Origin of the sequence: Variovorax sp. J22P240, assembly GCF_030316855.1 — a bacterium.
Classification (GTDB): domain Bacteria; phylum Pseudomonadota; class Gammaproteobacteria; order Burkholderiales; family Burkholderiaceae_C; genus Variovorax.
The window spans coordinates 199,121-225,722 of record NZ_JASZYR010000001.1; the positions used below are offsets into that span (position 1 = coordinate 199,121).

Below are 26,602 nucleotides of genomic sequence, written 5' to 3' on the forward strand. Positions count from 1 at the left end.
GACTCAGCAGCAACAAGGGCGAGAAAGGCACTTTGGTTATGACACCGCGAACTACGCCGCAAGGATTCAGCGGTCTTTTCCCTGAAGGAAAAGGCCGGTAGGCCGCGCACGCTGGAAATCTCCGGCACATGAACCAAAGCAAAGCGCGGCCCCAGACCGCGCTTTTTGTTTTCTCCTCGAGGTTTTTTCATGATCCAGATCACTCTTCCCGACAACTCGCGCCGCGAGTTTCCCGGCCCGGTTTCGGTAGCCGACGTTGCCAAGTCAATCGGCCCCGGTCTGGCGAAGATGACCGTCGCCGGCAAGGTCGACGGCCGGCTGGTCGATGCGAGTGACTTGATCGACCACGACGCGAAGCTGCAGATCATCACGCCGAAAGATGACGAAGGGCTGGAGATCATCCGCCACTCCACGGCTCACCTGGTGGGGCATGCAGTGAAGCAGCTCTATCCCACGGCGAAGATGGTGATCGGTCCCGTGATCGACGAGGGCTTCTACTACGACATCTCCTACGAGCGCCCCTTCACGCCGGAGGACATGGAGGCCATCGAGGCGCGCATGCGCGAATTGATCGCGCAGGACTACGACGTGGTCAAGAAGATGACGCCACGCGACGAAGTCATCGACGTGTTCAAGTCCCGCGGCGAGGAGTACAAGCTGCGCCTCGTCGAGGACATGCCCGACGAGAAGGCCATGGGCCTGTACTACCACCAGGAGTACGTCGACATGTGCCGCGGCCCGCACGTTCCGAATACGCGTTTTCTCAAGGTTTTCAAGCTCACCAAGCTGGCTGGCGCCTACTGGCGCGGCGACGCCAAGAATGAGCAACTGCAGCGCATCTACGGCACGGCGTGGGCCGACAAGAAGCAGCTCGACGACTACATCCGCCGCATCGAGGAGGCCGAGAAGCGCGATCACCGCCGGCTTGGCAAGGAACTCGACCTCTTCCACATCGACGAAGCCGCGCCGGGCGTGGTGTTCTGGCATCCCAAAGGGTGGGCGATCTGGCAGCAGGTCGAGCAGTACATGCGCCGCGTCTATCGCGACACGGGCTACCAGGAGGTCAAGGGTCCGCAGATCCTCGACAAGAGCCTGTGGGAGAAGACGGGTCACTGGCAGAACTACCGTGAAAACATGTTCACAACGGAGTCGGAGAAGCGCGAGTACGCCCTCAAGCCGATGAACTGCCCCGGCCACGTGCTGATTTTCAAGTCGGATCTGCGCAGCTACCGCGACCTGCCCCTGCGCTACGGCGAGTTCGGGCAGTGCCACCGCAACGAACCGAGCGGTGCACTGCACGGAATCATGCGCGTCCGCGGCTTCACGCAGGATGACGGCCACGTCTTTTGCACAGAAGACCAGATTCTCGAGGAATGCGTCGCCTACACGGCGCAGCTGCAGAAGGTCTATGCCGACTTCGGCTTTACCGACATTCTCTACAAGGTGGCCACGCGGCCTGACAACCGGGTCGGCTCCGACGAACTGTGGGACAAGGCTGAGTTTGCGGTAATGGAAGCGCTGCGCCGCTCAGGCGTGGACTTCGTCATTTCGCCTGGCGAGGGCGCCTTCTACGGCCCCAAGATCGAGTACACGCTGAAGGACGCCATCGGCCGCCAGTGGCAATGCGGCACGATGCAGGTTGACTTCAACACGGCCGAGCGGCTGGGTGGCGAGTACGTGACGGAAACGAGCGGGCGGTCCTATCCGGTCATGCTCCACCGCGCGATCGTCGGGAGCCTCGAGCGATTCATCGGCATGCTGATCGAGCACCACGCGGGTGCGCTGCCCGCGTGGCTCGCGCCGGTGCAGGTGGTGGTGCTCAATATCAGCGAAGGGCAGGCCGAGTACGCAGCCCAAGTTGCCAAAACGTTGCAGGATCAAGGGCTTAGAGTTTCGCTCGACCTGCACAACGAAAAGATTACGTATAAAATACGGAAGCATTCGTTGCAAAAGCTTCCCTATATCCTGGTTGTAGGTGACAAGGAGAAGGAAGCAGGTGCCGTCGCAGTGCGCGCCCGAGGCAATCTTGACCTCGGTGCCATGTCGGTGGAGGCGTTCTCTCAAAAGGTCGCTCACGACATCCAACACAAGCTTTGAATTTGAACAAGTTCAAAGGCCGATTTGTCGATCAGGCTGCTTGTGGGCGTGGACTCTACGGTGTTAGCTACAGTTTTTGTAGCAAATTGTTTGAAGGATCCTGACCATCGCTACTGCATTTCGCGACCGCCGCCACCGCGAGGAACGCCAACACCGCCTGAACCGGGAAATCATGGCCCCGGAAGTCCGCCTGATCGGGCCCGATAACGAGCCGTTGGGTGTAGTGAGTCTTGCCGAGGCATTGCGCCTGGCTGGTGAACAAGACGTGGATCTGGTGGAAGTTGTCGCGGCGGCCAATCCGCCGGTCTGCCGCCTGATCGAGTACGGCAAGTTCAAGTACCACGAGCAGAAGAAGGCGGCCGAAGCGAAATCGAAGCAGAAGGTCATCGAAGTCAAGGAAATCAAGTTCCGCCCGGGCACCGACGACGGTGACTACAACATCAAGATGCGCAACATCCGGCGTTTCTTGGAAGAGGGCGACAAGTGCAAGATCACGCTCCGCTTCCGCGGTCGCGAGATCACGCACCAGGAGCTTGGTCTGGCATTGCTTCAGCGCATTCGCGACGAACTCGGCGACCTGATCGTCGTCGAGCAGTTCCCGAAGCTGGAAGGCCGCCAGATGATCATGATGATCGCTCCAGGCCGAAAGAAGGCGGGCGGAGTTGCAAAGCCGGCGGCTGAGCCCACGGCAGCGCCTGCGGCAGCGTAAGTCGTCGATAGATTTGAAGGGATTTCGCCCTTGGCTGCACTTCAGGGTGCAGGCAAGGGCGGGATAAAGAAGTGTCTCGGGGCCAACAAGTCCGTGGAACATCCGCGGCGCCTCACGAGCACAAACTAAAGGAGCATTCACATGCCCAAAATGAAGACCAAGAGCAGCGCGAAAAAGCGTTTCCGCGTTCGTCCCGGTGGCACCGTCAAGCGCGGTCAAGCCTTCAAGCGTCACATCCTGACCAAGAAGACCACCAAGAACAAGCGTCACCTGCGCGGTGCAACGGCAGTGCACGAGACCAACATGGTTTCGATGGCCGCCATGTTGCCCGGTAGCGGCATCTAACCCAGACGAACAAGGAGTACACACATGCCTCGCGTCAAACGTGGTGTAACGGCTCGCGCCCGCCACAAGAAGGTTCTCGCACTCGCCAAGGGTTTCCGCGGTCGTCGCGGCAATGTTTTCCGCATCGCCAAGCAGGCGGTGATGAAGGCAGGCCAATACGCCTACCGTGACCGCCGTACCAAGAAGCGCGTGTTCCGCCAACTGTGGATTGCGCGTATCAACGCCGCCTCGCGTGAACTGGGCCTGACCTACAGCCAGTTCGCCAACGGCATCCGCAAGGCCGGTATCGAGATCGACCGCAAGGTCCTCGCTGATATCGCCGTGCACGACAAGGCCGCTTTTGCCGGCATCGTGGAGCAGGTCAAGGCCAAGCTGGCTGCTTGATTCTGCACAGCAGGTTGCCGTCTTCCGGATGGCTGCCTGCGCCCACGGCACAAGGGCTGGCGCTTGAAAGGGCTCCAGCCCTTTTTTCATCCTGGCGGCAGCCCGCTTCCTTTTCACCTCGAAGAATTTCCCCATGAACGAGTTGGACTCCCTGGTCGACACCGCACGCGCAGCCTTTGCCGCAGCCTCGGCGCCGGCCGACCTCGAGAACGCCAAGGCTCTGTTTCTCGGCAAGGCCGGCCGCATCACGGAATTGATGAAGGGCATGGCCGCACTGAGCGTCGAAGAGAAGAAGTCTCGCGGCGCTGCCATCAATGTTGCCAAACAGGCGATCGAGGCCGCGCTCACCGAGCGCCGCCAGCAACTCGCGGACGAGGAACTCGCGGTTCAATTGCGAGCCGAGGCGCTCGATGTCACGCTTCCTGGCCGCCAGCGAGTGCCGGGCGGATTGCATCCGGTGAGCCGCACGATGGATCGCATCGAGGCGATCTTCTCAAGCATGGGTTTCGACGTGGCCGACGGTCCCGAGATCGAGACCGATTGGCACAGCTTCACCTCGCTGAACAACCCGCCGAACCATCCGGCGCGGTCGATGCAGGACACCTTCTACGTCGACATGAACGGCGAAGACGGCATTCCCTACAACCTGCGCCCGCACACCAGCCCGATGCAGGTGCGATATGCGCACCAGCAAATCAAAAAGTACGCTGCGCAGTTCGAAGCTGCCTCGGCAGACGCCAGCGGCACGGTCAAGGCTCCAGAGATCCGCGTGATCGCACCCGGCCGCACTTACCGGGTCGACAGCGACGCGACTCATTCGCCGATGTTCCATCAGTGCGAAGGCCTGTGGCTCGGCGAGAACGTGAGTTTCAAGGACCTGAAGGTCGTGTTCACCGATTTCTGCCGGACCTTCTTCGAGAGCGACGACCTGGTGCTGCGCTTCCGCCCCAGCTTCTTTCCGTTCACCGAACCCAGCGCAGAGATCGACATCCAGTTCCAGAGTGGCCCGTTGGCCGGCCGCTGGCTCGAAGTCGCGGGCTCGGGGCAGGTGCACCCGAATGTGGTGCGGAACATGGGCCTGGACCCGGAGCGATACATCGGCTTCGCATTCGGCATGGGCCCGGATCGGCTCACGATGCTGCGCTACGGCGTGAACGACCTGCGCCTGTTCTTCGACGGCGACCTGCGTTTCCTGAGCCAATTCCAGTAATTAGAACGAGTACGACGAGATGCAATTTCCCGAGTCCTGGTTGCGCGAATTCTGCGATCCGCAGCTCAGCAGCGCCGAACTGGCCGAAACGCTCACCATGGGCGGCTTCGAGGTCGAAGAGCGCCGGCCGGTCGCGCCGCCCTTCGCCAAGGTGGTGGTCGGCGAGATCAAGGAAGCCGAGCAGCACCCCAATGCCGATCGCCTGCGCGTGTGCCAGGTCGACGCAGGGCAGGGTGCCTTGTTGAACATAGTGTGCGGTGCGCCCAATGCGCGTGTCGGCATCAAGGTCCCGGTCGCGCTGGTCGGCGCCGAACTGCCTCCAGGCGAGGACGGCAAGCCATTCCTCATTCAACTCGGCAAGCTGCGTGGCGTCGAGAGCCAAGGCATGTTGTGCTCGGCGCGGGAACTCAAGCTCAGCGAAGACCATGGCGGGCTGCTCGAACTCGCTGCCGACGCTCCGATCGGTACCGATGTGCGCGAGGTGCTGAAGCTCGACGATTCTTTGCTGACGCTCAAGCTCACACCCAATCTCGCGCATGGACTGAGCGTTCATGGCATCGCGCGCGAACTGGCCGCGCTGACCGGCGCACCGCTCAAGACGCCCGAGATCGCACCCGTCGCGGCGGCCTTGGAGGTCAAGCTGCCCGTCAAGGTTGAGGCTCCCGAGCTGTGCGGCCGTTTTTCGGGGCGCGTCGTGCGCGGCGTCGACACCAAGGTCGCGACGCCCGCATGGATGGTTGACCGGCTAGCCCGTTGCGGTCAGCGCAGCGTGTCACCGCTGGTCGACATCTCGAACTACGTGATGTTCGAGTACGGACAGCCATCTCACATTTTCGACCTCGACAAGATCCATGGCGGACTCAGCGTGCGCTGGGGCAGGCCGGGCGAACAACTGAAGCTGCTCAATGGCAACACGGTCACGGTCGACGAGAAGGTCGGAGTGATCGCTGACGATCGCGAAGTCGAGTCGCTTGCCGGCATCATGGGCGGCGACGCGACGGCCGTGTCCGACGACACGCGCAACATCTACGTCGAGGCTGCCTTCTGGTGGCCCGAGAGCATCCAGGGACGTTCGCGCCGCTTCAATTTCTCGACCGACGCCGGGCACCGTTTCGAGCGTGGCGTCGACCCGAGCCGTACCGTGGCGATCATCGAGCGCATCACGCAATTGGTGGTCGACATTTGCGGCGGAGAGGCCGGCCCCATCGACGACCAGACCCTGCGACTGCCAGAAGCCAAGCCTGTCTCGATGCGCGTGGCACGCGCCGCGCGTGTGATCGGCATGCCGCTCACACAGGCCCAGTGCGCCGACGCGTTGCGACGTCTTGCCCTGCCGGTCGCGGAAGGCGACGGGACGCTGATCGTCACGCCGCCGCCGCATCGCTTCGATCTGCTGATCGAGGAAGACCTCATCGAGGAGGTCGCACGCCTCATTGGCTATAACAACCTGCCGACCACGCCACCGCTGGCGCCGATCACTGCGCGCGTGCGGGCCGAGGCGCAACGTGGCAACGCCGCCGTGCGCCACCGCCTCGCTGCGTTGGGCTACCAGGAAACCATCAACTTCAGCTTCGTCGAAGCCCATTGGGAACAGGATCTCGCCGGTAACGAGAACCCGATCAAGCTGCTGAACCCGATCGCGAGCCAGATGAGCGTGATGCGATCGTCGCTGATCGGCTCGCTGTTGCAGGTGCTCAAGTTCAACCTGGACCGCAAGGCGCCGCGCGCCCGCGTGTTCGAGCTGGGCCGGGTCTTCCTTCGCGACGACTCGGTCGTCACCACCGACAGCACGGTCAAGGGTATCCATCAGCCCATGCGTGTGGCCGGGCTGGCCTGGGGCGATGCGGACGAGGCCCGCTGGGAAGGCAAGGCGCAACGCACCGATTTCTTCGACGTCAAGGGCGACGTCGAGGCCTTGCTTGCACCGCGCGTGGCATCTTTCGAGCCTGTGGAGCACCCTGCATTGCATCCGGGACGCGCCGCGCGCGTGCTGCTCGACGGTCGCGCCATCGGCGTCGTCGGTGAACTGCATCCGCGCTGGCGTCAAAAATGGGACTTCGCCCATGCACCCGTGCTGTTCGAGCTTGAGCTTGACGCCGTGACCGCTCGGCCGGTGCCAGTGGCGCAACCGGTGCCCAAGCACCAGGCGGTTGAACGCGACATCGCGGTGGTGGTCGCTGAAGCGGTCACGCACGACGCACTCATGCAGGCGATCCGCGCCGCTTCGGATGCGAGCCTGTTGCGTGAAATCAGCCTCTTCGACATCTACCGGCCGACGGTTGGTCGCGATGGTGCGGTTGCTTCTGGCGGCCTCGCACAAGGCGAGAAGAGCATGGCCGTGCGCCTCAGTTTCAACTCCGACGCCGCGACGCTGACCGACGAGCAGGTCGAAGCGGCCGTGCGCGCGATCATCGAGCAACTCGGCGCGCGGCTCGGCGCGCGCATGCGGGCATGAACGCCATGGAATTCACGCTCGAGGCCCTCGAAACGCCGGCGCTCACCAAGGCGCATCTGGCCGATCTGCTGTTCGAGCAAATCGGCTTGAACAAGCGCGAGTCCAAGGACATGGTCGAGGCCTTCTTCGACCTGATCGCCAACAGCCTGATCGAGGGCACGGACGTGAAGATCTCGGGATTCGGCAACTTCCAGATCCGCGTCAAGGCGCCCCGGCCCGGGCGCAATCCGCGGACTGGCGAGGCCATCCCCATCGGCGAGCGTCGCGTCGCCACCTTCCATGCGAGCGCCAAGCTCAAGGAACAAATCCACGGAAGCATCTCCGAAGAAGCGCCGCAAGAGGTCGAATGGAGCCTCGGGTCCGAATAAGTGCTTGGTGCTGCAAGCGAGGGTGGAGTAACCTATGAGGTTTCGCTTGCACTGTATTGATTTCAATGGAGAAAACCCTCCCGCCGATTCCCGTCAAACGCTACTTCACGATCGGTGAGGTGGGGGAGTTGTGCGGCGTCAAGCCGCACGTGCTGCGCTACTGGGAGCAGGAGTTCACGCAACTGCGCCCCATGAAGCGGCGCGGCAACCGGCGCTACTACCAGCACCATGAGGTGCTCATGATTCGCCGCATCCGCGACCTCCTGTACGACCAGGGGTTCACCATCAGCGGAGCGCGCAACAGGCTGCAGGAGCTGGTGCAGTCCGAGCGCGATCGCCGCAAAGCCGCTGATGTGCCGCTGGAAGGCCTTGAGGCGATCGAGATCGATCAGGAAGAGTTCGATGCAGCGGTGCAGGACGAGATGGAAACGCCGCCGCCGCAGGCAGCCCGGACAGTCGATCTGTCGCAATTGCTCCATCTCCGGCGCGAACTGAATGAAATTCGTGAGTTGCTCACCACAAGTCACTGAATTCGCGAGGCTATAATTGAGGGCTTCGGTGTGTGGCGCAGCCTGGTAGCGCACTTGCATGGGGTGCAAGGGGTCGAAGGTTCGAATCCTTTCACACCGACCAGTATTGACAGGGGTTAGCAGCGTAGTAGTTGCTAACCCCTTTGTCGTTTCTGAGCGCCGCGTCCTGGCGGCGCCAGAGCGGGAACATGGATTTCGACTGGGCCGTCAAAGTCATCGATTTGGCGATCATCGTGGCAACGCTAGTCAGTCCTTTCGTGGCCGTGCAGGCTATGTACAACGCCTACGATCCGACCGGCTTCGCGGACGCTGAGATTCGGCAGCGCGATTTGCAAATTGCAACCCGTAAGGTCATGAAGGGCAACGCGGCCTTGGTCGTTAAGCCGGTGCCGACCGCCGAGTAGGCATCGGTGTCATGGCTAGCTCGACATTTGGCGTGTTACTGCACGCGAAGCACTGGACTTGATGATGGGTGACGGCACGCTGGCGGACTGGCGGACTGGCGGACTGGTGGACTGGCGGACTGGTGGATGGTGTGGGTCTCGATTGGTCCGCCCACGATCGCCGCAGTTCGGGCGGCGATGTCTACTGGCAGTTTTGTACCTTTCGCAGGGCAAGGTCGTACTCCACGCATTGCGCAATCTGGGTCGCGCTATCGAGACCCCAGTTCCTTCTCATATCGCTGCTGTACCGACGGCACCAACTCCCGAGGCTCCGTCTCAAGTCTCTTGGCGAGCCGAAAAAGAGTGGTCAACGAGGGACTGGTCTGTTCGCCGCGAGGATTGGCGATGGACTCGGGCAGTCGATCGTCGTTTCTCGACGCAGGGCGCTGAGCCCGGCCGCCAGCCTACGCAAATTGGCTGGCCCGGACAGGCCGTCCGGCTTCTTGAGACGAGGGTAGGAACTGCCTACCATGCCCGCAACGCCACCGACTGTGCTGCGCGCTCGTCGGCCTGGAAAAAGACGGACACGGCGCGGGGGACTGAGTAATATGGAAGTTGTAAATTTGTCTTGCAGCTAGGAACCATGATGCTCGACGCCAGCGGAGTTACGTCTTTGCGGCTCGCAAGGATCTTGTTCGGGTTCCTGTTGCTGTGCGCCGCGAGCCTGTTCGCATCGCCATTTGCTTGTGCGCAAGCCACCGGCGCCTCGCCGACCCCGGCGCGATCCGGCAGCATCGTCGGCATCGTCGAAGGCGAGGTCGCGCTCATCCGCCAGACCACGCGCTACGCGCTCGCCGAGGGCGTGTTGTTGAATGATCAGGACATCATCGAGACGGCGCCCGGCGCATTTGCCCAGATCGAACTTCCCGGGGGCGTCCTCGTCGGCATCGGTGAATCCACGCGGCTGATGCTGCGGCCTCGCGTTGGCAAGGGGCTGACGGCGCCGCCGCTTTATCTGCTCGAGGGCTGGCTCAAGACCACCGCCACCGGCGCCTTCGGCTACGTCGGCCCCGGCGTCGAGGTGGCGACGCAGGCCGCCGCTGCCGTCATCCACACCAAGGGGGCCCAGTATGAGTTGTTCGTCGAATCCGGCTCCGCCAGGCTGACGCTGCGCGATGGCTCGCAGACGGTCATGCAACTGGCCGGCGGCGACTTCGCACAGCGGCGCGAAGGCACCGCGCCGATGGTCGGGCAGCGTGCCACGCCCGAGTTCGTGAGCAAGGTGCCGCGCCAGTTCCGCGACCAGCTGCCCGCGCGTGGCGAGCAGATCGCCAAGCGCAACGTCGCACTCAAGGCGCGCGGCGAAATCACCTACGCCGATGTGGCCGCCTGGCTGCGCACCGAACCGGCGCTGCGGCTGCCGCTGCTGCCGCTGTGGCAGTCGCGTGCGGCCGACCTGGACTTCCGTGCGGGGGCCAAGGCCGATCTGGCGCAACACCCCGAGTGGGAGCGCTATGCCGACCCCGAGGGGTATGCGCGCCGCCTGGCCGAAGAGGCCGAGCGTCGCCGGGCGCGGGAGGCCGCGGCCGCAGCGGCACGGGCCCGGGCGGCTGCCGCTGCAGCTGCAGCCGCCGCCGCCGCACCCGCACCTGCGCCTGGATCCATCCCCGCAGCCTCGGGCACCAGCACCGGGCGCGGCACATCTCAGTGAACCGTTCCCTGTCGTGGCGCAACCCAGCGACTACTACGACCAGGACTGGAGAATTTCATGAACCTTCTACTCAAGTTCAATCTGATCTTCCTGGTTGTCTTCGTCGCAGGTGTGGCCGGCACGGGCAAGATTTCCTACGACCTGCTGCAAAGCAACGCCAAGCAGGAAGTGCTCAACCATGCGCGCCTGACCATGGAAAAGGCGATGGCGGTACGCGCCTACACCAATGACCAGATCCGCCCATTGCTCGAAACGCAGATGAAGTACACCTTCCTGCCCCAGACCGTGCCGGCCTATTCCGCCACGGAAGTGCTTGCGACACTGGCCAAGAGCTTCCCAGACTACACCTACAAGGAAGCGACCCTGAATCCGACCAACCCGCGCGATCGGGCCGTCGATTGGGAAGCCGACATCGTGAATCGCTTTCGCACCCAGGCCGATCAGAAGGAGTTCATTGGCGAGCGCGAGTCGGGTACCGGGCGGGCGCTCTACATCGCACGCCCGATCCGTATCACGAACGCCGCCTGCCTGACCTGCCACAGCACGGTCGAGGCGGCGCCGCGCACGGTGATCGAGAAGTACGGGCCGGCCAACGGCTTCGGCTGGCATTTGAACGAGGTGATCGGCGCGCAAGTCGTTTCGGTGCCGATGTCGGTGCCGCTGGCGCGCGCCGAACAGACTTTCAAGATCTTCATGACGTCGCTTGTCGGCATCTTCCTGGCCATCGGCATCGTGTTGAACGTGATGCTCTACCTGCTCGTGATCCGGCCGGTGACGGCGCTGTCGAAGGTGGCCAACCGCGTCAGCCTGGGCGAACCCGATGTGCCGGAGTTCGCGACGAATGGCCGTGACGAGATCGGAACCCTGGCGAAATCGTTCACGCGCATGCGCCGCAGCCTCGATCAGGCCATCAAGATGATCGATACCTGAGGCCCGTACCCGCATGTCGCCGCCCACCCACGTCGGTCCGTACCCCCTCCGCGGCGTGATCGGCTCGGGCGGGATGGGCATCGTGTACCTGGCGCACGATCCTGCGATCGACCGTTCGGTGGCGATCAAGACGATTCACCGCCGCCTGCTCGAATCGGGGGGCGACGACATGAGCGTGGCGGCACGCTTTCGGGTGGAAGCCAAGGCGGCGGGGCGGCTGACCCACCGCAACATCGTCTCGATCTACCAGTTCGGCGAAGACAACGACTTCGCCTACATCGTGATGGAGTACGTCGCCGGACGCAACCTGCGCGACTATGTCCAGCCACCGCGCAAGCTCGAGGTGCCGCAGGTGCTGTGCGTGATGATTCAACTGCTCGACGGCTTGCACTATGCGCACGAGCGCGGCATCGTGCACCGGGACATCAAGCCGGCGAATCTGCTGATTGCCGATGATGGGCGCCTCAAGATCACCGATTTCGGCATCGCGCGAACCGAATCGTCGAATCTGACCCGCGCCAATTCGATCGTCGGGTCACCCGGCTACATCGCGCCCGAGCAGTACACCAACCGCGAGATCGACCGCCGCGTCGATGTTTTCTCGGCGGGCGTGCTGCTCTATCGGATGCTGAGCGGGACGACGCCATTCGTCGGCACGGACGACGCGATCATGTACAAGATCGTCTACGAGCCTCACAAGCCGCTGAGCGAAGTGACGAACGACGCCAGCCTCAAGCCATTCGATGCCGTGCTGGACCGCGCGCTGGCGAAGGATCCGGCACAGCGCTATCCGAACGCGATGGCAATGCGAACGGCGCTGCAGGCGCTCGCCACCGAGACCTTGCCGGAGGTGCTCCCGGCCCACATCGTGTTGGCGCCTGTCATCGAGAGCCTCGATCCGAGCCTGCCCGTCCCGACGCTGCGCCACGTGTCCGACGTCCCCGGGCCGAGCGCGCCGATCGTGGCGACGGTGCCCGACTCGGAGCGGAACGCCCCGGCGCCCCCGAAGTCGCTGCCCGTCACCGTCCCGCCTTCGATTCCCGCGCCCACCGGATGGGACACCGTCGCGCTGGCCGAGGTCGAGCGCGAACTGGCCCAGCACGTGGGCGCGGTGGCGCGCGTGATGGTGCGCCGCGCCGCGCGTGGGTTGTCCACGCTGGCGGAAGTGCGCCATGCCGTCGCCAGCGCGATCATCGACATCGAAGCGCGCGAGCGCTTCCTGGCCAGGGCCGGCGTGCCGCCAACCCAGGGTGCGGTGTCGGCAGGACGGGCCTCTGGTTCCCAGGTCTCGAGAGCGGAGGGCGCGGCGCCGAACGGCGTGCCCATGCGCGAAGGCGATGTCGACAAGGCGGCCGCTGCACTCCTTTCCTCGCTCGGGCCGATCGCGCGGGTAGTCGCGAAGCGCTGCGCCGCGAAATCGAACACCCGCGAGCAGTTCGTTGCCAGCGTCATGGAACAGCTCGCGCCCACCGTCGATGCCCGCCGTGTGCAGGCCGACTTGTGGCGAGCCTTGGGTTGAATCCGAACGGGCCCACCGTGATCGCGCTGCATGTCATGCGCCGCCCCGGCGCCACCGAGCCCGATGCGACGGCGCTTCCGCTTTCGCCGGAGGGCGTCATCATCGGCCGCTCTCCCGAATGCGACCTGGTGCTCGCCGACCCGCTGCGCGGGGTGTCGCGCCAACACGCGCAAGTCGTCATGGCCGGCCAGGACGCGCTCGTGCGCTGCATCAGCGTCACCACCCCCTTGTGGGTGAACGACACGCAGCTCGCCCCGGGTGACCAGCTGGGCCTGTCGGCGGGCGACCGCCTGCGCATCGGCGGGTTCGAGCTCGCTGTCGAGTGCATTGCTGCGCCGGCGGCTCCGCGGGCGCGTCTGGATCGCTGGTTCGATCTGGACGGCGCGCTCGATCCGCTTGCCGCGCAATCGCCGCTGCCGGCCCTGGCGCCGGCGCCCGAAGTGGGATCGGCGTCCGAGGCGGCGTCAGCGAGCGCGGTGGTGTCCTGGAAGACGGATCCGCTGGTCGTGCGAACCGGCACGCCGATGATGCACAGCGCGCCTTCGTTGCCACCGCCTTCGCTGCCCCGGCAAGTCGCTGAGACGGCAGAACCGCCGCGGCCCGCCACCGCAGCGGCTGCCGCATCGACCGCGCCCGCGCCTCTTTCGTCAAGCTCGGCTTCGACTGCCGAGGGCGGATCGCCGGATCTGGCCGAGCTTGCAGCGGCATTCGGTCGCGGCGCCGGACTGGGCGGCGCCCAGGTGCCGCCGTTGACGCCGGAGTTGATGGAACATCTGGGCGCACTGCTGCGGGCCACCGCCGAGGGCACGCTCGCGCTGCTGAAAAGCCGCGCGGTCGCGAAACGCCACATGCGCGCCGAGGGCACGGTGATCGCGCCGCGTCAGAACAACCCCCTGAAGTTCTCGCCGGACGCGACCGAGGCCTTGACCCGGATGCTGCAGCGTGTCCCGAGCCCCGGCTTTCTCGACCCTGTGGCGGCGCTGCGCGATGCGAATCGCGACCTGCTGGTCCACCAGGTGGCGATGGTCGCCGGCATGCGCGCGGCGGTGTTCGAGCTCTTCTCCCGCCTGGGGCCCGAGGCCGCCGAGAACGCGGAGGGACCGCCGCGCGATCTTCTTGCGCGCCTTCCCAACCGCCGCGCCGCGGCCCTCTGGGAGCGCCATCGGCTGCAGCACGCCCACCTGCTCGCGCACCTGGATGACGACTTCGAGACCATCTTCGGACGGGAATTCCTGCGCGCCTACGAAGCCCAGTCGCGCGTGAACGCCGATGCCGATGCCCCACCGCCGGAGCCGCCATGGCCCAACGCGCGTTGAACTTCTCGGTCGCCGCGCTGTCGCGAACCGGGCGGCGCGAGTGCAACGAAGACGCCTTCGGCTATTGGCAGGGCGCCGACGCCCTTGTCGCTGTCCTGTGCGACGGTGCGGGTGGACACGGCGGCGGCCAGACGGCCTCGCGCGCGGCCGTGACGCATGTGCTCGAAGCCTTCGCGCTCCGACCCGAGGTCAGCCCGAACGCGCTGAAGCGCCTTGTCCAGGGGGCCAACGACGCGGTGGTCGCGCAGCAGGTCGCCGGCACGACCACGGCCGACATGCGCACCACCATCGTCGTGCTGCTGCTCGACCTGCGCGGTGGCGCGGCGCTCTGGGCCCATGCCGGCGACTCGCGGCTGTACCGATGGCATGACGCCCGGTTGCTCGGGCGCACGCGTGATCAAAGCCTCGCGCAGAGCTTGCGCGATGCCGGGCTGAACGCAGGCGACGCCGCCCCGGGGCAACTGACTTCGGCGCTCGGATCGCCCGAAGGCTTCGACGTCGAGATCCTGGAAACGCCGCAGCTGCTCGCTTCCCGCGATGCCCTCCTGCTGTGCAGCGACGGCCTCTGGTCGGCGTTCGACGATCTGGCAATGGAGCGCAGCCTGGCCGGCTGCAGCGGCATCCAGGCCTGGCTCGATCGACTCGAAGCGGGTGTGCGGCGAGCCGATCGCAGCGACCAGGACAACTATTCCGCGCTCGCGATCTGGTGCGAGCCGGGTTGAATACCGAGCAGTTCGAGCAGAAGTGCCGGCTCCGGCGGCCAGGCCGCGGGCCGCGCAACGACATCGTGTGCGGCGGCGAGCGGCCACCAGAGGCTGGCCGGCGCCGGCGGCCAGGGCTCGGCCGGTTTGAAGTCCTGCTCCGGACGGGGCGGCAGGGCGGCGATCGCGGCCTCGAGCGCCTCGGGCCCTTCTGCGACTGCGTCGAGCAGCGACGCGAGCCGTGAGGCGCCTTCGTCCGGTGAGGGCGGGGTGTTGAAGCGTTCGGCCAGCGTCAGCGGAAAGGCGCGTCCGACACGATCGTGCGACGCCGTGATGATGCCGCACCAGATCTCGCCGGGCGTCGGCAGCGCCACATATCGCCACGGCGCGAAGGTGCTCAAGCGTTCACGCAGCGCGGCGGCGTCCGGCGTCGTCGCGGCGAGGGCGAGGCCGCGTTGCAGCCATCCATCCCAGTCGCTGCGCCAGCGTGCGGGCAGGCCGCGGCCGACGAAGTCGCCACGCGCGGGCAACTTGCCGTACCAGGAGACGCGACGCGAGGGCGACTTCACCATGATGCCTGCGGGCAATGAAAACGTGCCAGTTCCCGGAGGGTCCAGACATCGGCGTCTTGTGTCCCGGCTGCGCTCGCCTCGACGTCGAAAGTGCGCGTGTCGACGACGAAGGTCAGCCGCGCCGGCGCGCCGTGCTCGCCCTTCCAGTCGCCGCGCAGCAGCACCCGGAGCCAGGCGAACGCACCTTCATGGACTTCGGCGCCGACTCCAGTCGGGCCGGGCGGCAGCACGCGCAGCAGCACTTTTTGCGTCGAGGCCGGTCCGGGCCAGACCAGTTCCTTGGCGCGTGGCGGGCCGTTTTCGAAGCGCAAGAGCTGGCCATCGACATCGATGCTGAACTGCAGCAACTCGGCATCCATGCGCCGTGGCGTGATGCGCAGTTTGAGCTCGGGCAGCGGCGCACCCTGGGGAAAGAACAGGCTGCCGATGGCCGCCGCCCGCTCGAATGCGTCCGAATTGCTCGAGGTGCTCGAATTGGCACCCGCGCTGCGCGCCTTCCACGGCCGGGTCGACGTGTCGACGCGTTCGGTCAACTGGTTGCGCCGGAATTCGTCGAACAGGCCACCGGGTCCGAACAGGCGCGCGAAGTCGGACGGCGCCATGTCCCGCGTCGCGGTGGCACTGAACGGAAAGCGCTCGCGCGTCAACGTGCTGCAGGCCTGCGCGAGTTCGACCAGCGCGGCGTCGAAACCCGGCTTGGCGCGACCGCGCGAGCGGATCAAGGTCCCGAGGTCGGCATAGAGCCTGCGCAGCGGCGCTGGTGCACCGGCCGCCTCGGTGCGCAAGGTCGCGTCGAGTTCGGCGCTTCGGGTCTCGTCGCGCTTGCCGGCGACCAGGGCGTGAAGTCGGTCGAGCGTTTGCGGTCCGGGACCGGCCGCGTAGTCGCCGAGGGCACCGAAGCGTGCCCGCAGCGTGCCATCGAAGGCGATCTCGGCGGCGTTTGCGCCTTGCGAGGTCGCGCTGAAGTCGTCGGCCAGGCGTGTCAGGAGGCGGCGCAGCGGCGAATCGGGCGCCGTGAGTTCAGTGGTCTGGCGCGAGGCATCCACCGCGTCACTGCCCGGTGCCAGCACAAGGGCATCGAGTTGGCGCGACCAGGTGGCGATCACGCGTTCGGCCTGGCGTTTGCCGACCTGGGTGGCGATTTCGTCGCGCCAGGCGCGGTCCTTCTGCAGGCGTCGCACTTCGCCGCCGGTGTCGCCGAGCACCCAGTCCGCCTCGCTCACGAGTTCGTCGAAGGTCGTCTCGAGCGCTGGCGCCAGATTGCGCCGCCAGTCGCTGGCGCTCGCATGCGCCGGCATCGGCCCGGCGCTCGACGCCGCGAACAGAAGGGCGCTGGCCGCGCCGAGGCGCGTCGGCAGATCCTGCGGCGGCTCGGGATCGGGAACGCGTCGCAGCAGGCGTTCGTGCACGCGTTGCGCCAGCGGCAGTGCCGCGAGGGCGCTGCGCGCCGCGCGTACGCCGGCGTCGTCGGGGCGCATGGCCTCGGGCAGCCCGCTGCGTTCGAGCAGGTTCCCCGCATGGCGCGCCACCTCGCCGCGCTCGCCGGCGCCGCTCGCCTGGGCAAGCGTCTGCTCGACCCAGCCGCGCAACTCGCCGCGGATCAGCCCTGGCGGGTTGGCGAGCATCAATGAGGTGCGCAGCGCCTCGTAGCGCGTCGCGCTGTCCCCGGCCTCGCGCAGGTCGCGGCGCAATCGCTCGATGAGCAGCGGCGCCAGGCTCCGATCCAGCATCTCGCGATAGACCTGTTCCGCCGAGCGCGCCAGCCGCGGTCCCTGGAACAGCCCGAAGCCGAGCCCCGCAGGCGGCGCACCCGGATCGATGCCGTCGTTCGCGGCCAGGTGGTCGAGCACCGAATAGAGCGGCAACACCTGTTCGAGACTTGCCGATTCCAGGGGGCCGATGCGCCGGGTCAACTGCTCGACACGCGTGCGCACGGCGTCGACATAGTCGAGGTTGCGCCGGTAGCTGTGCCACCACAGGGCGGAGGCGGCGAGCAGCGCGGCACCGGCAAAGGCCGCGCCGAACAGGCCGAGGCGCCGACGCCGCTGCAGCCGCTGCAGCCGCTGGCCTGCCAGGGGCGCTTCGACGATCACCAGGCGCTTGAGCAGCGCATTCAGGAAGAACGACTTGCCACCGGCATCGGGGCGCGGCAGCGGCTTCAGCGCCAGGCCGTGGCTGCGCGCGAGTTCGCCGATCACCCGGTCGATCGGATTGCCCTCCTGCGTGCCACTCGTCAGCGCGATCGACCGCAGGCGCTGCGCCGGCGCGGCGGCAGCGTCGGCGAAGGCCTCGCGCACGAATCCTTCGAGCGGCGCGAGCAGGGCCTTGAACTGTGCCGCGAAGGCGTAGATCGGCAGGCGGCGCTGCGGCATCCGCTCTTGCTGCAGCAACTCGGGCGTGCGTTGCGCCAGGCGCTGCGCGAGGTCGTCGAGGCGTGCTCCGAGATCGGCCGGGATGCCTGCGACATCGGCGTCGAACACCAGGCCCCAGAGCTGCTCGCGTTGCGCGACGTCGAGATCGCCGAAGGTCTCGACGAAGCCGGCGAGCAGGTCGGCCTTGGTCACCAGCAGGTAGACCGGAAAGGAGAGATCGAGCTCGCGGCGCAGTTCTGCCAGGCGCGATGCGACGGCTGCCGACTGGCGCGCGAGTTCCGCGCCGCCTTGCAGCAGGTCGGGCACGCTGACGCTGACGATCACGCCGTTGATCGGCTGCACCGGCCGGTGCCGGCGAAGGAGCGCGAGGAACTGCTGCCATTCCCCGGCGTCGGCCACGGCGTCGCTGTCCTGCGTCGTGTAGCGTCCGGCCGTGTCGATGAACACGGCGTCCTCGCTGAACCACCAGTCGCACTGGCGCGTTCCGCCGATACCCGCGAGCGGGTCGCGTCCGAGCTTTTCGGCGAGCGGAAAGCGCAGGCCCGAATGCAATATCGCGGTGGTCTTGCCGCCCCCGGGCGCCCCGATGATGAGGTACCAGGGCAATTGCTGCACCTGTCGCCGGCGCTGCCACCAGCGATGCGCGCCTTGCGCCCCGACACCCTGCCGCAGCATCGCGAGCGCCTCGCGGAAACGCTGGCTCAGCTCGACGGTGGCGTCGCCGGATTCGAGGCCCTTCAGCAATTGCTCGTTGCGCCGCCGGGCCAGCCACCCGCGCAGTCCCTGCAGGCCGACCAGCAGGAGCGCCACCAGCGCCAGCAAGGCCACGCGTGCGCGCAGGCCGTCGAAGGGGTGCCAGCTGCCGAAGGCCAGCAGCGGTGCCGCGAACCACAACAAGGCGCCTGCCGCGCCGAGGTTGACGGCGCGTTGCACGAAGCGTGGCGAGGCCTTCATTCCGGGAACAGGACGATCTCGACGCGTCGAAGTGGCGCGCCGGCCGCGGCGTCGACGCGGGCCTCGACCGCCAGCCGCTCATCGCCGAGTTGTGGACGCAGGACGTTGGCGGCGCCGCGCGCCCACTCCATCGCCTGATGCCAGGCCGAGGGCGTGCGCGCCGTCGGGGGATCGCTGCCGTCGGTGTAGCCGACGACGAGCACCTTGCCCGGCACCTTCTTCAGCGCCGAGCCCAGGCGCGTCAACGGGCCGGTGGCGTCGTCGAGCGCGTTGGCGCCGATGACGACCACGCTGCGCAGCGCTTCATCGCGCACGGACAGCCGGCCCGCATCGATGTCGTCACGCAGGCTCGAGGCCAGCCGCGGCGGCCCCATCGCTGTGGCAACCACCGGCTGCGCGGCGACGGCGGGTGCCGGTACGAGTCGCTGCAAGGACGCCAGCACGCCGTCGACGCGCGCTGCAAGCTGAAGCTGGCTGGCGGTGTAGATGCCTACGGCAAGCACGCCGAGCAGCAGCACCGCCGGCAACGCGACACGTGACGCCCGCGGTGGGCTGGCCGCGGCGGGCGCGCAGTGCCACGGCGCCACCAGCGCCGGAACCGGAGACGCCTGTTCGAGCGCGAGGTGCACGCGCGTACGCAGGATTTCATGGTCTCGGCTGTCGGGCGCCATGCCCGCACGCAGCCCGAGACTCAGGCAGGTATGGAAGAGTTCGAGCAGCGCGCGATGCTCGCGCGGCTTTTCGGCCAGCCGCGACAGCAGGCGCAGGAGCTTGTCGCCGCCCTCGACCTCCCCGTGAAAGCGCTGCAGCAGTCCGGCGGCTCCCGCGCCGAACTGCTCATCGCCCCAGGCGCAGAGCACATAGCTCGCGGCCGCGACGCTTGCCTCATCGACGCCTGCGACGCGCGCATTGGCCTCGAAATGGGCCACCGCCGCTGACAGCGTTCGGCGCAATTCGGCCGGATCGACGGGCGCCGAGTCGCGCAAGCGTGACATCAGGGCCACGAGGGGGAGGGCTTCGACGCGCAGTGCGCGCGCGGCCGTCGGCTCGTCGACGCCATCCGGCGCACCGAAGGCCGGCGACGCAAGCGCGGCGCCGGTGCCCATCACTTGGCCCACCCCAGTTGCAGCCGGCGCGCCTGCGCGTCGAGGCGCGCACGCGCCAACGATCCACCCGGCAAGGGCAGGACGGCACGCCACTGCGAGCTCTCGATTTCCCGAAACGCACCGAACACCGCGACGGCACGCGCGTCGCCGCGCAGTTCGAGGTCCAGTTCGCGCGCCTCGCCGGGGCGCAGGAACAGACTCTGGCGCGCGAGCATGTTCGACCCGAGGGTGGCTTCGTCATCGTCGTAGAGGCTGTCGAAGCTCGCCTTCTCGAACCCGCTCGCATCGCTCAGTACATAGACCCGCAGCGCCAACGAGGCCGATGCATCGCGCGCATCGGTGTTCAGGCTGCGTTGCGCCTGTACGAGCAGCTGCAGGTTGCGTTTCGGCCCCGCCAGCGTCGGTGCCGGAGCGGGGTTGAACATGAAATTCACGACCATCGACGTGTTGACCCAGGGGATCTGGCGCTCCTGGGTGTCGCGCAGCACCTTGATGCGCACGGTCTTCATCATTTCCTCGACATCCACCCCCGGGGTTCGCATCTCTGAGGCGAGGTAGCGCGTGTAGATGCTGTTGCCGCCGACCGGGCCGTCCTCGGCGACGCGACCGGGCGCCGCGGAGAAGGCAATGAGGGCACCCGGCGCCGCCATCTCGGCCAGGCCGTTGGCGTTGCGCGACGCGGCACGGCGCGACGCGAAGGGGTCGTTGCGGCAGGCGTCGATGATGAAGATGCGCGCGCGCGGACGCACCCGGTCGACATGCGTGAGCAGCGCTTCCTGCATGTCGATGGCCTCGTCGCGCACTTCGGCCTCGTCGCGCAACGCGATGTCGACCGGCAGCAGGAAGTTGCGCCCGCCGATCTGTATGCCGTGGCCGGCGTAGTAGAAGACCGACGCGACCTGATCGTCGTCCATGCGGCGCGCGAATTCCCGCAGCACGCGCTTGAAGTCGCGGGCATTGAGATTCAGATGCTCGCCGACCTCGAAGTTGAGGCTGCGCAATGTCTGCGCGACCAGGCGAGCGTCATGCTCGGGATTGCTCAGCGGGATTTCGGGGTACCGCCCGTTGCCGATCACGAGTGCGACACGGCGTTGCCTTGGTGAGTCGACCGTGGCCTGCTGCGCTTGCGCGAGGCCGGCCCGGCTCCACCCGAAACCGAAGCCAAGGCAGGCGAGCAGGCGACGGCGATTCATGGTGACGGCCGAAAGAATGGATGCTGCGGACCTCGAGGACTCCACGGGCGATCGCATGCCATTCTCGGGCGAGCGCTGCGGCGGCACAAGGGGAGGGCGGGCCGCCGCGATCCGGTCCGCCTTGGGCATTGCGCGGCGAACGCTCAGGCGCCGCGGAACTGCACACGACGGTTGATGGCCGAGTACGGATCGGTGTCTTCGATCGGCTGGCTGGGGCCGTACCCGACCGTCTTCAGGCGTGCGGCGTCGATGCCGTGCTCGTGAACGAGATAGTCACGCACGGCGCGGGCCCGGTTGCGCGAGAGCTCGAGGTTGTAAGCCGGGCTGCCCTTGGCGTCGGTGTGACCTTCGACCGTGACGATGCTTCCTGGTGCCAGCAGCTTGATGCCCTTGGCGAGTGCGTCGAGCTGGATCCGTGCGGCCGGAAGGATCTCGGCGGAATCGAAAGCGAACCGTACCGGCAGGGACAGCGCCGAGGCGGGCGCTTTCGAGTCATTGCGCGCGGCACGGGTGGATTCCGAGGGACGTGCCAATGCATTCACCCGGGAGCCCGTCGCCACCGCCGTGGCCTTCGCCGGGGCGGCGGGCGCATCGGCGAGCAGGCGGATCGAACGGGTATTGCCGAGCACGTCCGCCACGTCCTGCGGGATCACGAGCTGGCCTTCGCGGTAGACCATGACCTTCTCGGCCTTCACGAGGGGGGTGGCCAGTGCGGCGGCGATGGCGAGGGCGAGGGTGCTGAAGTAGCGGATCATGGGAGGGCTCCTTGGGTGTTGGGTTCGTCGATGCCCATGGGTTGCGCGCGCCGCCTGCCCGGTTCACTCTTTCTCGACCGAGCCGATGCCGCGGATGGAACGTGTCACCACCGGGTCGCCGTGGTAGCGCACGTTGCCGACACCGCCGATGCGCACCGCCAGCGTGGTGCTGGCGGCGAGTTGCACTTCACCGTTGCCATCGATGGCCACGTCGGCGCGCTCGCTGGCGAGCCTGGGCGCGGAATAGGTGCCGATGCCGGCGATGGCGAGCTGCTGCGCCGCCACCTTGCCGCCCCCGACAGCGACATCGCCGGCACCGGTGATCCGCACGTCGAGGCTGCGCGCGTTGTCCAGGCGCTCGAGGCGGATCGAGCCGCTGCCTGCCAGCACCAGCGCAAGCGTGTCGCTGCGCAGCGGTCCGATGCTGATCTCGCCAGCGGTGCGCGACTCGAAGGCGCGCAAGGTCTGGACGCCGAGCTTCATCCGGATCGGCTGCTTCGTCTCGACCCGGCCGGGCGCAAGGCCGATGAGCAGGCGCCGATCGTGGACCTCGGTCGTGATCTTGCGCAGCACCGCAGGCTCGGCCTCCAGGGTCAGCGACTCGCGCGGGCCCTGTTCGATGCGGACGTCGCCGGCAACGGCAAACACGACCTCGTCGAAGTCGGCGACGCTGCGGGTTTCGGTGGCTGCCTGTGCGGGCCCGGAAGGGGTCGCGGCAAGAAACGCAGCGCAGCCGGCGGCAAGGGCCGCAGCCCGGAGCGACGGCGGTTGCGGGAAGGCTTGGGTGAACCAGTTCATGACGGGGCTCCGGGTTGCGGCGGCATTGGCCTCAGCGCGGCAGCCAGAGGGCGGGAGGGGGCGGGTAGGGGCGCGCCATGCAGGTGGTTCCGCCGAGATCGGCGGTGACGAACAGGGCCCCGCCACGGCGGTCGGTCGCCACCATCCTTGCGCCCTGCCGTGCTTCGGCGCTCAGCGTGACCGGACCTTCCTCGAACAGCAGCCGGCCGTACTGCCAGCAGCGGAGTTGGTAGGTGGCGGGTGCCTTCCCGCCCGTTGCCGGCGGCGCTGGCGCGACCTGGGATGCGACACGGTCGTCGCCACCGATGATTGCCGCGACAGCTGCGGTCGCGCCGCGGGGCCACTGCAGAACGATGCCGGTCACGGCGACGACGGCCACCAGGGAAAGCGCTGCCAGGCGGGCGCCGCGCCGTGCCCGACGATCAGAGAGGAAATCACTTGGCTTGTACATTGAAGTTCTCCTGGGCGAGGGTGCCGCCGCTGGCTTTGTCGAAGGCGGCGCTGATCATCTCGAGCGTGGCGCCGGGCAGGGGTTCGAAGTCGATGCCGACCACCGCCTGGGGCAGCGAGGACATCACGTCGCGCGGGGTTGCGAAGCAGGTCACTGTCTCGGGCACGCCCTTCGCATTCATCGAGAGCTGGAAGCGCATCGAGCCGGGCAATGTCAGAGGCTTGGCCGAAGCGATGCGTGAGTCCCGCGTGAACCGGTTGGGGAAGAAGCGGATGACCTTGGCCTCCTCGTCCCGCAGGTAGCAGTAGACGTGGGCGTCCTGCGACGGCGCCAGGGAGAGGCTGATCGACTCCCCGCGGGCAAACCGCGTCTGCTGGTTCGGGGCCGAGACGGACAGCTTCAGGGGCGTCGCCGTGGGTGCAGGGGCCGTCGTCGGTGCGGTGGCTGCAGCCGTCCGTGATCCGGGCGTCGAGGCAGGCGTGCCGGGCGTTCCAGGGGCAACGTAGCGTGCCGGTTGCGCCGGGCGCTGGATCTTGCTGTGGTCTGCAGCGAGGAAGGCGCTGAAGAACTTTTCGTCGAGCACCGCCGCGCGGCTCAGGCCCAGCTGCTCGCGATAGTTGGAGATCGCCTCGTCGATGGCAGGATTGAATTCGCCGTCGATCGGGCCGTCGTAGAACCCGCGGTGGCGCAGCTGGTTCTGGAAGTAGGCGATCAGCTCGATGCGCGTCGAAGCCATCGCGCTGTACCAATCCAGCATCTCGAGACGCGTTTCCTCGTTCGCCTTCGGGTCGGTGACGCCCAGGCAGGACCAGTAGGGGGTCTTCGTCAGCTTGCCGATGAGCTCCACCACTGCCAGTTCGACCAGCCCGCGCAGCGCCTGCGACTGGCCTTCCGAACGTGCCAGGTTCATGCTGTAGCTGATGCCGAACTTTTTGTACGCGGCGTCGCCGTCGATGCCCTTGCCCTGCTTCATGATCACCACGGCATTGCGTGACGTGACCCCCGGCAGCACCCCCATGTCGCTGGTCGACAGCACGTTCAGGTCGAGCGCCAGCATGCTGGTGGACGCGTCTTTTGCAGCACCAAGGTTGAGGTACGGGAAGTAGCCGATGCCGAAGTCTTTCTGGTTCTTGATCAGGTTCTCGTCGAACTGCGAGACGGAACCCTTGATGTCGTAGCGCGGAATCGCCTGGTAGACCGCCGTGGTCTGCGCGGCCGACAGGAAGCTGACCACGTTCAATGTGTCCTTGCCGAACGCGACCAGACGCACCGCGCGGCTGCGCCGCGACATGTCCGACACCGCCGAGATCAGCATGTCACGCGTTCCGGCGTTCAGCTTCTTGGTTTCGTCGGTGATTTCCTCGGTCAGCATCGTGACGTCGCGCACGCCGAAGTCGAGCATCAGCGTGTCCATGCAGCGCAGCGACTGCGAAAAGCCCGTGATCGAGCGCTGAGGGCGTTGCTCGGGGCCGACGCGGATCTCGGCGGTCTGTTCGAGGGTTGGCTGCTTGACCTCGAGCGCCTGGCAGCCTGCGAGTGCTGCGATTGCGCCAAGCGCCAGGAAGCGCACGATGCGGGGCGGTTTCATGACATCTCCGTTCTTGGCGATTTCGGCTCACCGGCAACTGCCGCGGCCGACGATGTTGATGGCATTGGGTGCGAACACGAACACCTCGCGCGGCCCGGCTCCGATGCGCCCGCCCGTGTCGATGTTGCCGATGCTCTGGCTCCCGCATGTGCCCTGGTTTTGGATTTGCTCCAGGGACTTGCCTTGTTCTTCAGCCTTGCGCTCCTGCGCGCTGATGCGGATCTTTTCCTTCGCGATCTTGGCGCGGAACCGTGAGTCGACCTCCAGCAGCTCCTGCCCCGCGAATGCACTGGCGCATGCGCCCAGCGTGATGGTGACGAGGATGATGCGGGAGGTGCGGCGGATGAGGGGTGCATTCATGGTGGGTCTCCTTGCTGGAAAACCGCCAGCGCCGTCGGCGCTGGCGGATGTGGGACGAAGGCACAGTGCTGGTTACTTGGCGACTCCGATGCTTTGAGCGGCGGTGGACAGGAAGCCGCTTGCGGTGTTGTTGGAGTTGGTGGCGATGACGGTCGAGTTGGTCAGCTTGCCGTTGCCTTGCGCGCCACCGATCTGCTGGCTGGCCGTGGACAGGAAGCCGGATGCGGTGTTGCTTGCACCATTGGCGATAACGGTCGAGTTGCTCACCTTGCCGTTGCCCTTGGCGAAGCCCACTTCCTGCGTGGCAGTGCTGAGGAAGCCCGAAGCCCTGTTGTTCAGGTTCGTTCCGATGACCGTGCTGTTGGTAAGCTCGCCGTTGTCCCGTGCGCGGCCGACGTCTTGGTTCGCCGTCGACAGGAAGCCCGAGGCGGAGTTGTTGGCCCCGTTGGCGATCACCGTGCTGTTGGTGATCTTGGAGTTCCCCTCGGACACACCGATGTTCTGACGCGCCGTGGCCAGGAAGCCGGACGAGGTGTTGTTGGCGTTGGTGGACAGCACTGTCGAGCCGGTGATTTCGCCCGCCATCGCGCCACCGAAGGCGAAACCGAGGGCGATGAGGATGGATGCTTTGCGAACGACTTGCATGATGATCTCCAGAGAGTGGTGACAGGGGTTGAGGTTGGGCTTGCCGAATTGCTTGCCTTCCCGCCCATGGGTTGCCGACGTCCCGGATTCGGTTCAAGGAGATTTCGGGCGAACGTCGCACCGGGGTAGGATCGCCCGCGATGCCCGACAGCGCGCCGCCTGATCCGCCGCCGAACCCCGCACGCCTGACGGGCTTGCGCGGTGCCTTTCACGCGCTGCGCAACTTTGGATTGATGGGTCTCGGCTCATCCGCTGCGAGCGAATACGACACGTTCACGGCCACGGATGGCCACGTTGTTCCCGTGTGTGTGCTCGGCCGCGGGTCGCCGCTGGTGCTGGTGCACGGATTCGGATGCACGCATCGCGATTGGCTGCCGGTGGCCCGGAGGCTGGCACGGCGCCATTGCGTGTTCAGCTGGGACGCACGCGGCCATGGCAGCTGCCGGTCGGCGAGCGGCAGCATCACGCTGGCGCGACTTGCGAACGACCTCGCCGAGGCACTCGACCATTTCGGGCTGCAGCGCTCGATCCTGGTCGGGCATTCCATGGGCGCGCTGACGTTGATGCAATACCTGCACCTGCATGGCACGCAGCGGGTTGCTGCGGTGGCGCTGGTCGACCAGTCTCCGCGCATCGTGACGGACGACAGCTGGCGACTCGGGCTGTTCGGCGGCTGCAGCGCGGCGATGCTGTCGGGGCTGATCGTCGGCGCGCGCCGGGATCTGGCCGAGACGCTGTTGAACGAGGTCGGTGCACTCGGAGGCACCTGGTTGCGGCGCCAGCTGGCTGTCGAAGCGCCGCTCGGACGGATGCTGCGTCGCCGCCTGGCGCGCATCGATGCCAGGCCGCTGCTCGACCTGGCCGAGTCAATGGCGAAGGCCGACTTCCGCGCTTCGCTGTCGCGCCTCGACGCGCCGCTGCTCGTCGTGCTCGGGGCCCGCAGCCCGCACTATGCCGGTGTGCCGCTCGATGCCTGGTATCGCGACACGGTGAAGCACGCGCAGATCTCGATCTACCCGCATGCCGGTCATTCGCCGCATGTGAGTGAGCCGCTGCGCTTCGCGCGCGAGCTCGAGCACTTCATCGAGGACCACGCCTGAGCGCCGCCCGGCCGCCCGAAGACGCTCGCACCGCAGTGCGAAGCACGGAG

26 protein-coding genes and 1 tRNA gene are annotated in these 26,602 nt (G+C 66.6%); 16 read left to right on the forward strand and 11 right to left on the reverse strand.

What is annotated here, in order from left to right; translation table 11 throughout:
- Positions 1-189 precede the first annotated feature (189 nt).
- Positions 190-2,097, forward strand: a complete 1,908-nt coding sequence (gene thrS, locus QTI24_RS01010; protein WP_286597755.1) for a threonine--tRNA ligase — start codon at positions 190-192, stop codon at positions 2,095-2,097.
- A 67-nt stretch (positions 2,098-2,164) separates the two neighbouring features.
- Here thrS and QTI24_RS01015 read toward each other — a convergent pair whose 3' ends face one another.
- On the reverse strand, positions 2,165-2,359 hold the full coding sequence (locus QTI24_RS01015) for a hypothetical protein (RefSeq protein WP_286599307.1): 195 nt from the start codon (positions 2,357-2,359) through the stop codon (positions 2,165-2,167).
- On the opposite strand from QTI24_RS01015, the gene infC reads away from it, so the two are divergent.
- The 14 genes from infC to QTI24_RS01085 all read left to right on the forward strand — a co-directional run bounded on the left by infC (position 2,270) and on the right by QTI24_RS01085 (position 14,679).
- On the forward strand, positions 2,270-2,806 hold the full coding sequence (infC, locus tag QTI24_RS01020) for a translation initiation factor IF-3 (RefSeq protein ID WP_286597757.1): 537 nt from the start codon (positions 2,270-2,272) through the stop codon (positions 2,804-2,806). The genes QTI24_RS01015 and infC overlap by 90 nt on opposite strands.
- Positions 2,807-2,947: 141 nt before the next feature.
- Positions 2,948-3,151 (forward strand): 50S ribosomal protein L35, encoded by a 204-nt coding sequence (gene rpmI, locus QTI24_RS01025; RefSeq protein WP_028253491.1) that lies wholly within the window; start codon positions 2,948-2,950, stop codon positions 3,149-3,151.
- 24 nt (positions 3,152-3,175) lie between these two features.
- Positions 3,176-3,535, forward strand: coding sequence for a 50S ribosomal protein L20 (rplT, locus tag QTI24_RS01030; protein ID WP_028253492.1), 360 nt, complete (start codon positions 3,176-3,178; stop codon positions 3,533-3,535).
- 133 nt (positions 3,536-3,668) lie between these two features.
- Positions 3,669-4,745 carry a phenylalanine--tRNA ligase subunit alpha gene (pheS, locus tag QTI24_RS01035; protein WP_286597759.1) on the forward strand — a complete coding sequence of 359 codons (1,077 nt, stop codon included), beginning with the start codon at positions 3,669-3,671 and terminating at the stop codon, positions 4,743-4,745.
- 19 nt (positions 4,746-4,764) lie between these two features.
- A complete protein-coding gene (gene pheT, locus QTI24_RS01040; RefSeq protein ID WP_286597760.1) occupies positions 4,765-7,200 on the forward strand; it encodes a phenylalanine--tRNA ligase subunit beta in 2,436 nt (811 codons plus the stop codon).
- Positions 7,197-7,568, forward strand: coding sequence for an integration host factor subunit alpha (locus tag QTI24_RS01045; RefSeq protein WP_286597761.1), 372 nt, complete (start codon positions 7,197-7,199; stop codon positions 7,566-7,568). The genes pheT and QTI24_RS01045 overlap by 4 nt, the downstream gene beginning before the upstream one ends.
- A 65-nt stretch (positions 7,569-7,633) precedes the next feature.
- The gene (locus QTI24_RS01050; protein ID WP_286597762.1) at positions 7,634-8,098 is read left to right on the forward strand and encodes a MerR family transcriptional regulator; all 465 of its coding nucleotides are present in this window, start codon (positions 7,634-7,636) and stop codon (positions 8,096-8,098) included.
- Between the two features lie 26 nt (positions 8,099-8,124).
- Positions 8,125-8,201, forward strand: a tRNA-Pro gene (locus QTI24_RS01055).
- An 85-nt stretch (positions 8,202-8,286) separates the two neighbouring features.
- Positions 8,287-8,502: a hypothetical protein gene (locus QTI24_RS01060; RefSeq protein WP_286597764.1), complete on the forward strand. Its 216-nt coding sequence runs from the start codon at positions 8,287-8,289 to the stop codon at positions 8,500-8,502.
- A gap of 622 nt (positions 8,503-9,124) precedes the next feature.
- Entirely contained in the window at positions 9,125-10,192 is a 1,068-nt protein-coding gene (locus QTI24_RS01065; protein WP_286597765.1) for a FecR family protein, read from the forward strand.
- Positions 10,193-10,249: 57 nt separating this feature from the next.
- The gene (locus QTI24_RS01070; RefSeq protein WP_286597767.1) at positions 10,250-11,122 is read left to right on the forward strand and encodes a Tll0287-like domain-containing protein; all 873 of its coding nucleotides are present in this window, start codon (positions 10,250-10,252) and stop codon (positions 11,120-11,122) included.
- A gap of 13 nt (positions 11,123-11,135) precedes the next feature.
- Positions 11,136-12,641: a serine/threonine-protein kinase gene (locus tag QTI24_RS01075; protein WP_286597768.1), complete on the forward strand. Its 1,506-nt coding sequence runs from the start codon at positions 11,136-11,138 to the stop codon at positions 12,639-12,641.
- On the forward strand, positions 12,638-13,957 hold the full coding sequence (gene tagH / locus QTI24_RS01080) for a type VI secretion system-associated FHA domain protein TagH (protein WP_286597769.1): 1,320 nt from the start codon (positions 12,638-12,640) through the stop codon (positions 13,955-13,957). Before QTI24_RS01075 ends, tagH begins: the two co-directional genes overlap by 4 nt.
- Positions 13,939-14,679 (forward strand): PP2C family protein-serine/threonine phosphatase, encoded by a 741-nt coding sequence (locus QTI24_RS01085; RefSeq protein ID WP_286597770.1) that lies wholly within the window; start codon positions 13,939-13,941, stop codon positions 14,677-14,679. The genes tagH and QTI24_RS01085 overlap by 19 nt, the downstream gene beginning before the upstream one ends.
- On the opposite strand, the gene tagF is transcribed toward QTI24_RS01085, so the two are convergent.
- The 10 genes from tagF to QTI24_RS01135 form a co-directional block, all read right to left on the reverse strand.
- On the reverse strand, positions 14,643-15,230 hold the full coding sequence (gene tagF, locus QTI24_RS01090; protein ID WP_286597771.1) for a type VI secretion system-associated protein TagF: 588 nt from the start codon (positions 15,228-15,230) through the stop codon (positions 14,643-14,645). The two genes, QTI24_RS01085 and tagF, sit on opposite strands and share 37 nt — an antisense overlap.
- Positions 15,224-18,556 carry a type VI secretion system membrane subunit TssM gene (tssM, locus tag QTI24_RS01095; RefSeq protein ID WP_286597772.1) on the reverse strand — a complete coding sequence of 1,111 codons (3,333 nt, stop codon included), beginning with the start codon at positions 18,554-18,556 and terminating at the stop codon, positions 15,224-15,226. The genes tagF and tssM overlap by 7 nt, the downstream gene beginning before the upstream one ends.
- Positions 18,553-19,674, reverse strand: a complete 1,122-nt coding sequence (locus tag QTI24_RS01100) for a DotU/TssL family secretion system protein (RefSeq protein ID WP_286597773.1) — start codon at positions 19,672-19,674, stop codon at positions 18,553-18,555. The genes tssM and QTI24_RS01100 overlap by 4 nt, the downstream gene beginning before the upstream one ends.
- Positions 19,662-20,855 carry a type VI secretion system lipoprotein TssJ gene (gene tssJ / locus QTI24_RS01105; protein ID WP_286597775.1) on the reverse strand — a complete coding sequence of 398 codons (1,194 nt, stop codon included), beginning with the start codon at positions 20,853-20,855 and terminating at the stop codon, positions 19,662-19,664. Before tssJ ends, QTI24_RS01100 begins: the two co-directional genes overlap by 13 nt.
- Positions 20,856-20,998: 143 nt before the next feature.
- The gene (locus QTI24_RS01110; RefSeq protein ID WP_286597776.1) at positions 20,999-21,610 is read right to left on the reverse strand and encodes an OmpA family protein; all 612 of its coding nucleotides are present in this window, start codon (positions 21,608-21,610) and stop codon (positions 20,999-21,001) included.
- 63 nt (positions 21,611-21,673) lie between these two features.
- Positions 21,674-22,408, reverse strand: a complete 735-nt coding sequence (locus tag QTI24_RS01115) for a GIN domain-containing protein (RefSeq protein ID WP_286597777.1) — start codon at positions 22,406-22,408, stop codon at positions 21,674-21,676.
- A gap of 31 nt (positions 22,409-22,439) precedes the next feature.
- On the reverse strand, positions 22,440-22,859 hold the full coding sequence (locus QTI24_RS01120) for a hypothetical protein (RefSeq protein WP_286597778.1): 420 nt from the start codon (positions 22,857-22,859) through the stop codon (positions 22,440-22,442).
- On the reverse strand, positions 22,843-24,447 hold the full coding sequence (locus QTI24_RS01125; protein ID WP_286597779.1) for a DUF4384 domain-containing protein: 1,605 nt from the start codon (positions 24,445-24,447) through the stop codon (positions 22,843-22,845). Before QTI24_RS01125 ends, QTI24_RS01120 begins: the two co-directional genes overlap by 17 nt.
- Before the next feature lie 27 nt (positions 24,448-24,474).
- Complete coding sequence (locus QTI24_RS01130) at positions 24,475-24,807, reverse strand: hypothetical protein (RefSeq protein WP_286597781.1); 333 nt, start codon at positions 24,805-24,807, stop codon at positions 24,475-24,477.
- 72 nt (positions 24,808-24,879) lie between these two features.
- On the reverse strand, positions 24,880-25,452 hold the full coding sequence (locus QTI24_RS01135; protein ID WP_286597782.1) for a hypothetical protein: 573 nt from the start codon (positions 25,450-25,452) through the stop codon (positions 24,880-24,882).
- Positions 25,453-25,592: 140 nt separating this feature from the next.
- Between QTI24_RS01135 and QTI24_RS01140 the strand changes: the two genes are divergently transcribed.
- Positions 25,593-26,552, forward strand: coding sequence for an alpha/beta fold hydrolase (locus QTI24_RS01140; RefSeq protein ID WP_286597783.1), 960 nt, complete (start codon positions 25,593-25,595; stop codon positions 26,550-26,552).
- Positions 26,553-26,602 lie beyond the last annotated feature (50 nt).

What these genes read in the sequence shown, in the direction of transcription:
- QTI24_RS01130 (WP_286597781.1), bottom strand. Translation starts at nt 24,807, where the DNA reads ATGAATGCACCCCTCATCCGCCGCACCTCCCGCATCATCCTCGTCACC.
- thrS (WP_286597755.1), top strand. Translation starts at nt 190, where the DNA reads ATGATCCAGATCACTCTTCCCGACAACTCGCGCCGCGAGTTTCCCGGC.
- QTI24_RS01115 (WP_286597777.1), bottom strand. Translation starts at nt 22,408, where the DNA reads ATGAACTGGTTCACCCAAGCCTTCCCGCAACCGCCGTCGCTCCGGGCT.
- QTI24_RS01045 (WP_286597761.1), top strand. Translation starts at nt 7,197, where the DNA reads ATGAACGCCATGGAATTCACGCTCGAGGCCCTCGAAACGCCGGCGCTC.
- tssJ (WP_286597775.1), bottom strand. Translation starts at nt 20,855, where the DNA reads ATGAATCGCCGTCGCCTGCTCGCCTGCCTTGGCTTCGGTTTCGGGTGG.
- QTI24_RS01140 (WP_286597783.1), top strand. Translation starts at nt 25,593, where the DNA reads ATGCCCGACAGCGCGCCGCCTGATCCGCCGCCGAACCCCGCACGCCTG.
- QTI24_RS01060 (WP_286597764.1), top strand. Translation starts at nt 8,287, where the DNA reads ATGGATTTCGACTGGGCCGTCAAAGTCATCGATTTGGCGATCATCGTG.
- QTI24_RS01120 (WP_286597778.1), bottom strand. Translation starts at nt 22,859, where the DNA reads ATGTACAAGCCAAGTGATTTCCTCTCTGATCGTCGGGCACGGCGCGGC.
- QTI24_RS01135 (WP_286597782.1), bottom strand. Translation starts at nt 25,452, where the DNA reads ATGCAAGTCGTTCGCAAAGCATCCATCCTCATCGCCCTCGGTTTCGCC.
- rpmI (WP_028253491.1), top strand. Translation starts at nt 2,948, where the DNA reads ATGCCCAAAATGAAGACCAAGAGCAGCGCGAAAAAGCGTTTCCGCGTT.
- pheT (WP_286597760.1), top strand. Translation starts at nt 4,765, where the DNA reads ATGCAATTTCCCGAGTCCTGGTTGCGCGAATTCTGCGATCCGCAGCTC.
- QTI24_RS01085 (WP_286597770.1), top strand. Translation starts at nt 13,939, where the DNA reads ATGGCCCAACGCGCGTTGAACTTCTCGGTCGCCGCGCTGTCGCGAACC.
- QTI24_RS01125 (WP_286597779.1), bottom strand. Translation starts at nt 24,447, where the DNA reads ATGAAACCGCCCCGCATCGTGCGCTTCCTGGCGCTTGGCGCAATCGCA.
- QTI24_RS01065 (WP_286597765.1), top strand. Translation starts at nt 9,125, where the DNA reads ATGATGCTCGACGCCAGCGGAGTTACGTCTTTGCGGCTCGCAAGGATC.
- QTI24_RS01075 (WP_286597768.1), top strand. Translation starts at nt 11,136, where the DNA reads ATGTCGCCGCCCACCCACGTCGGTCCGTACCCCCTCCGCGGCGTGATC.
- QTI24_RS01050 (WP_286597762.1), top strand. Translation starts at nt 7,634, where the DNA reads ATGGAGAAAACCCTCCCGCCGATTCCCGTCAAACGCTACTTCACGATC.
- QTI24_RS01110 (WP_286597776.1), bottom strand. Translation starts at nt 21,610, where the DNA reads ATGATCCGCTACTTCAGCACCCTCGCCCTCGCCATCGCCGCCGCACTG.
- rplT (WP_028253492.1), top strand. Translation starts at nt 3,176, where the DNA reads ATGCCTCGCGTCAAACGTGGTGTAACGGCTCGCGCCCGCCACAAGAAG.
- infC (WP_286597757.1), top strand. Translation starts at nt 2,270, where the DNA reads ATGGCCCCGGAAGTCCGCCTGATCGGGCCCGATAACGAGCCGTTGGGT.
- tssM (WP_286597772.1), bottom strand. Translation starts at nt 18,556, where the DNA reads ATGAAGGCCTCGCCACGCTTCGTGCAACGCGCCGTCAACCTCGGCGCG.
- pheS (WP_286597759.1), top strand. Translation starts at nt 3,669, where the DNA reads ATGAACGAGTTGGACTCCCTGGTCGACACCGCACGCGCAGCCTTTGCC.
- tagF (WP_286597771.1), bottom strand. Translation starts at nt 15,230, where the DNA reads ATGGTGAAGTCGCCCTCGCGTCGCGTCTCCTGGTACGGCAAGTTGCCC.
- QTI24_RS01070 (WP_286597767.1), top strand. Translation starts at nt 10,250, where the DNA reads ATGAACCTTCTACTCAAGTTCAATCTGATCTTCCTGGTTGTCTTCGTC.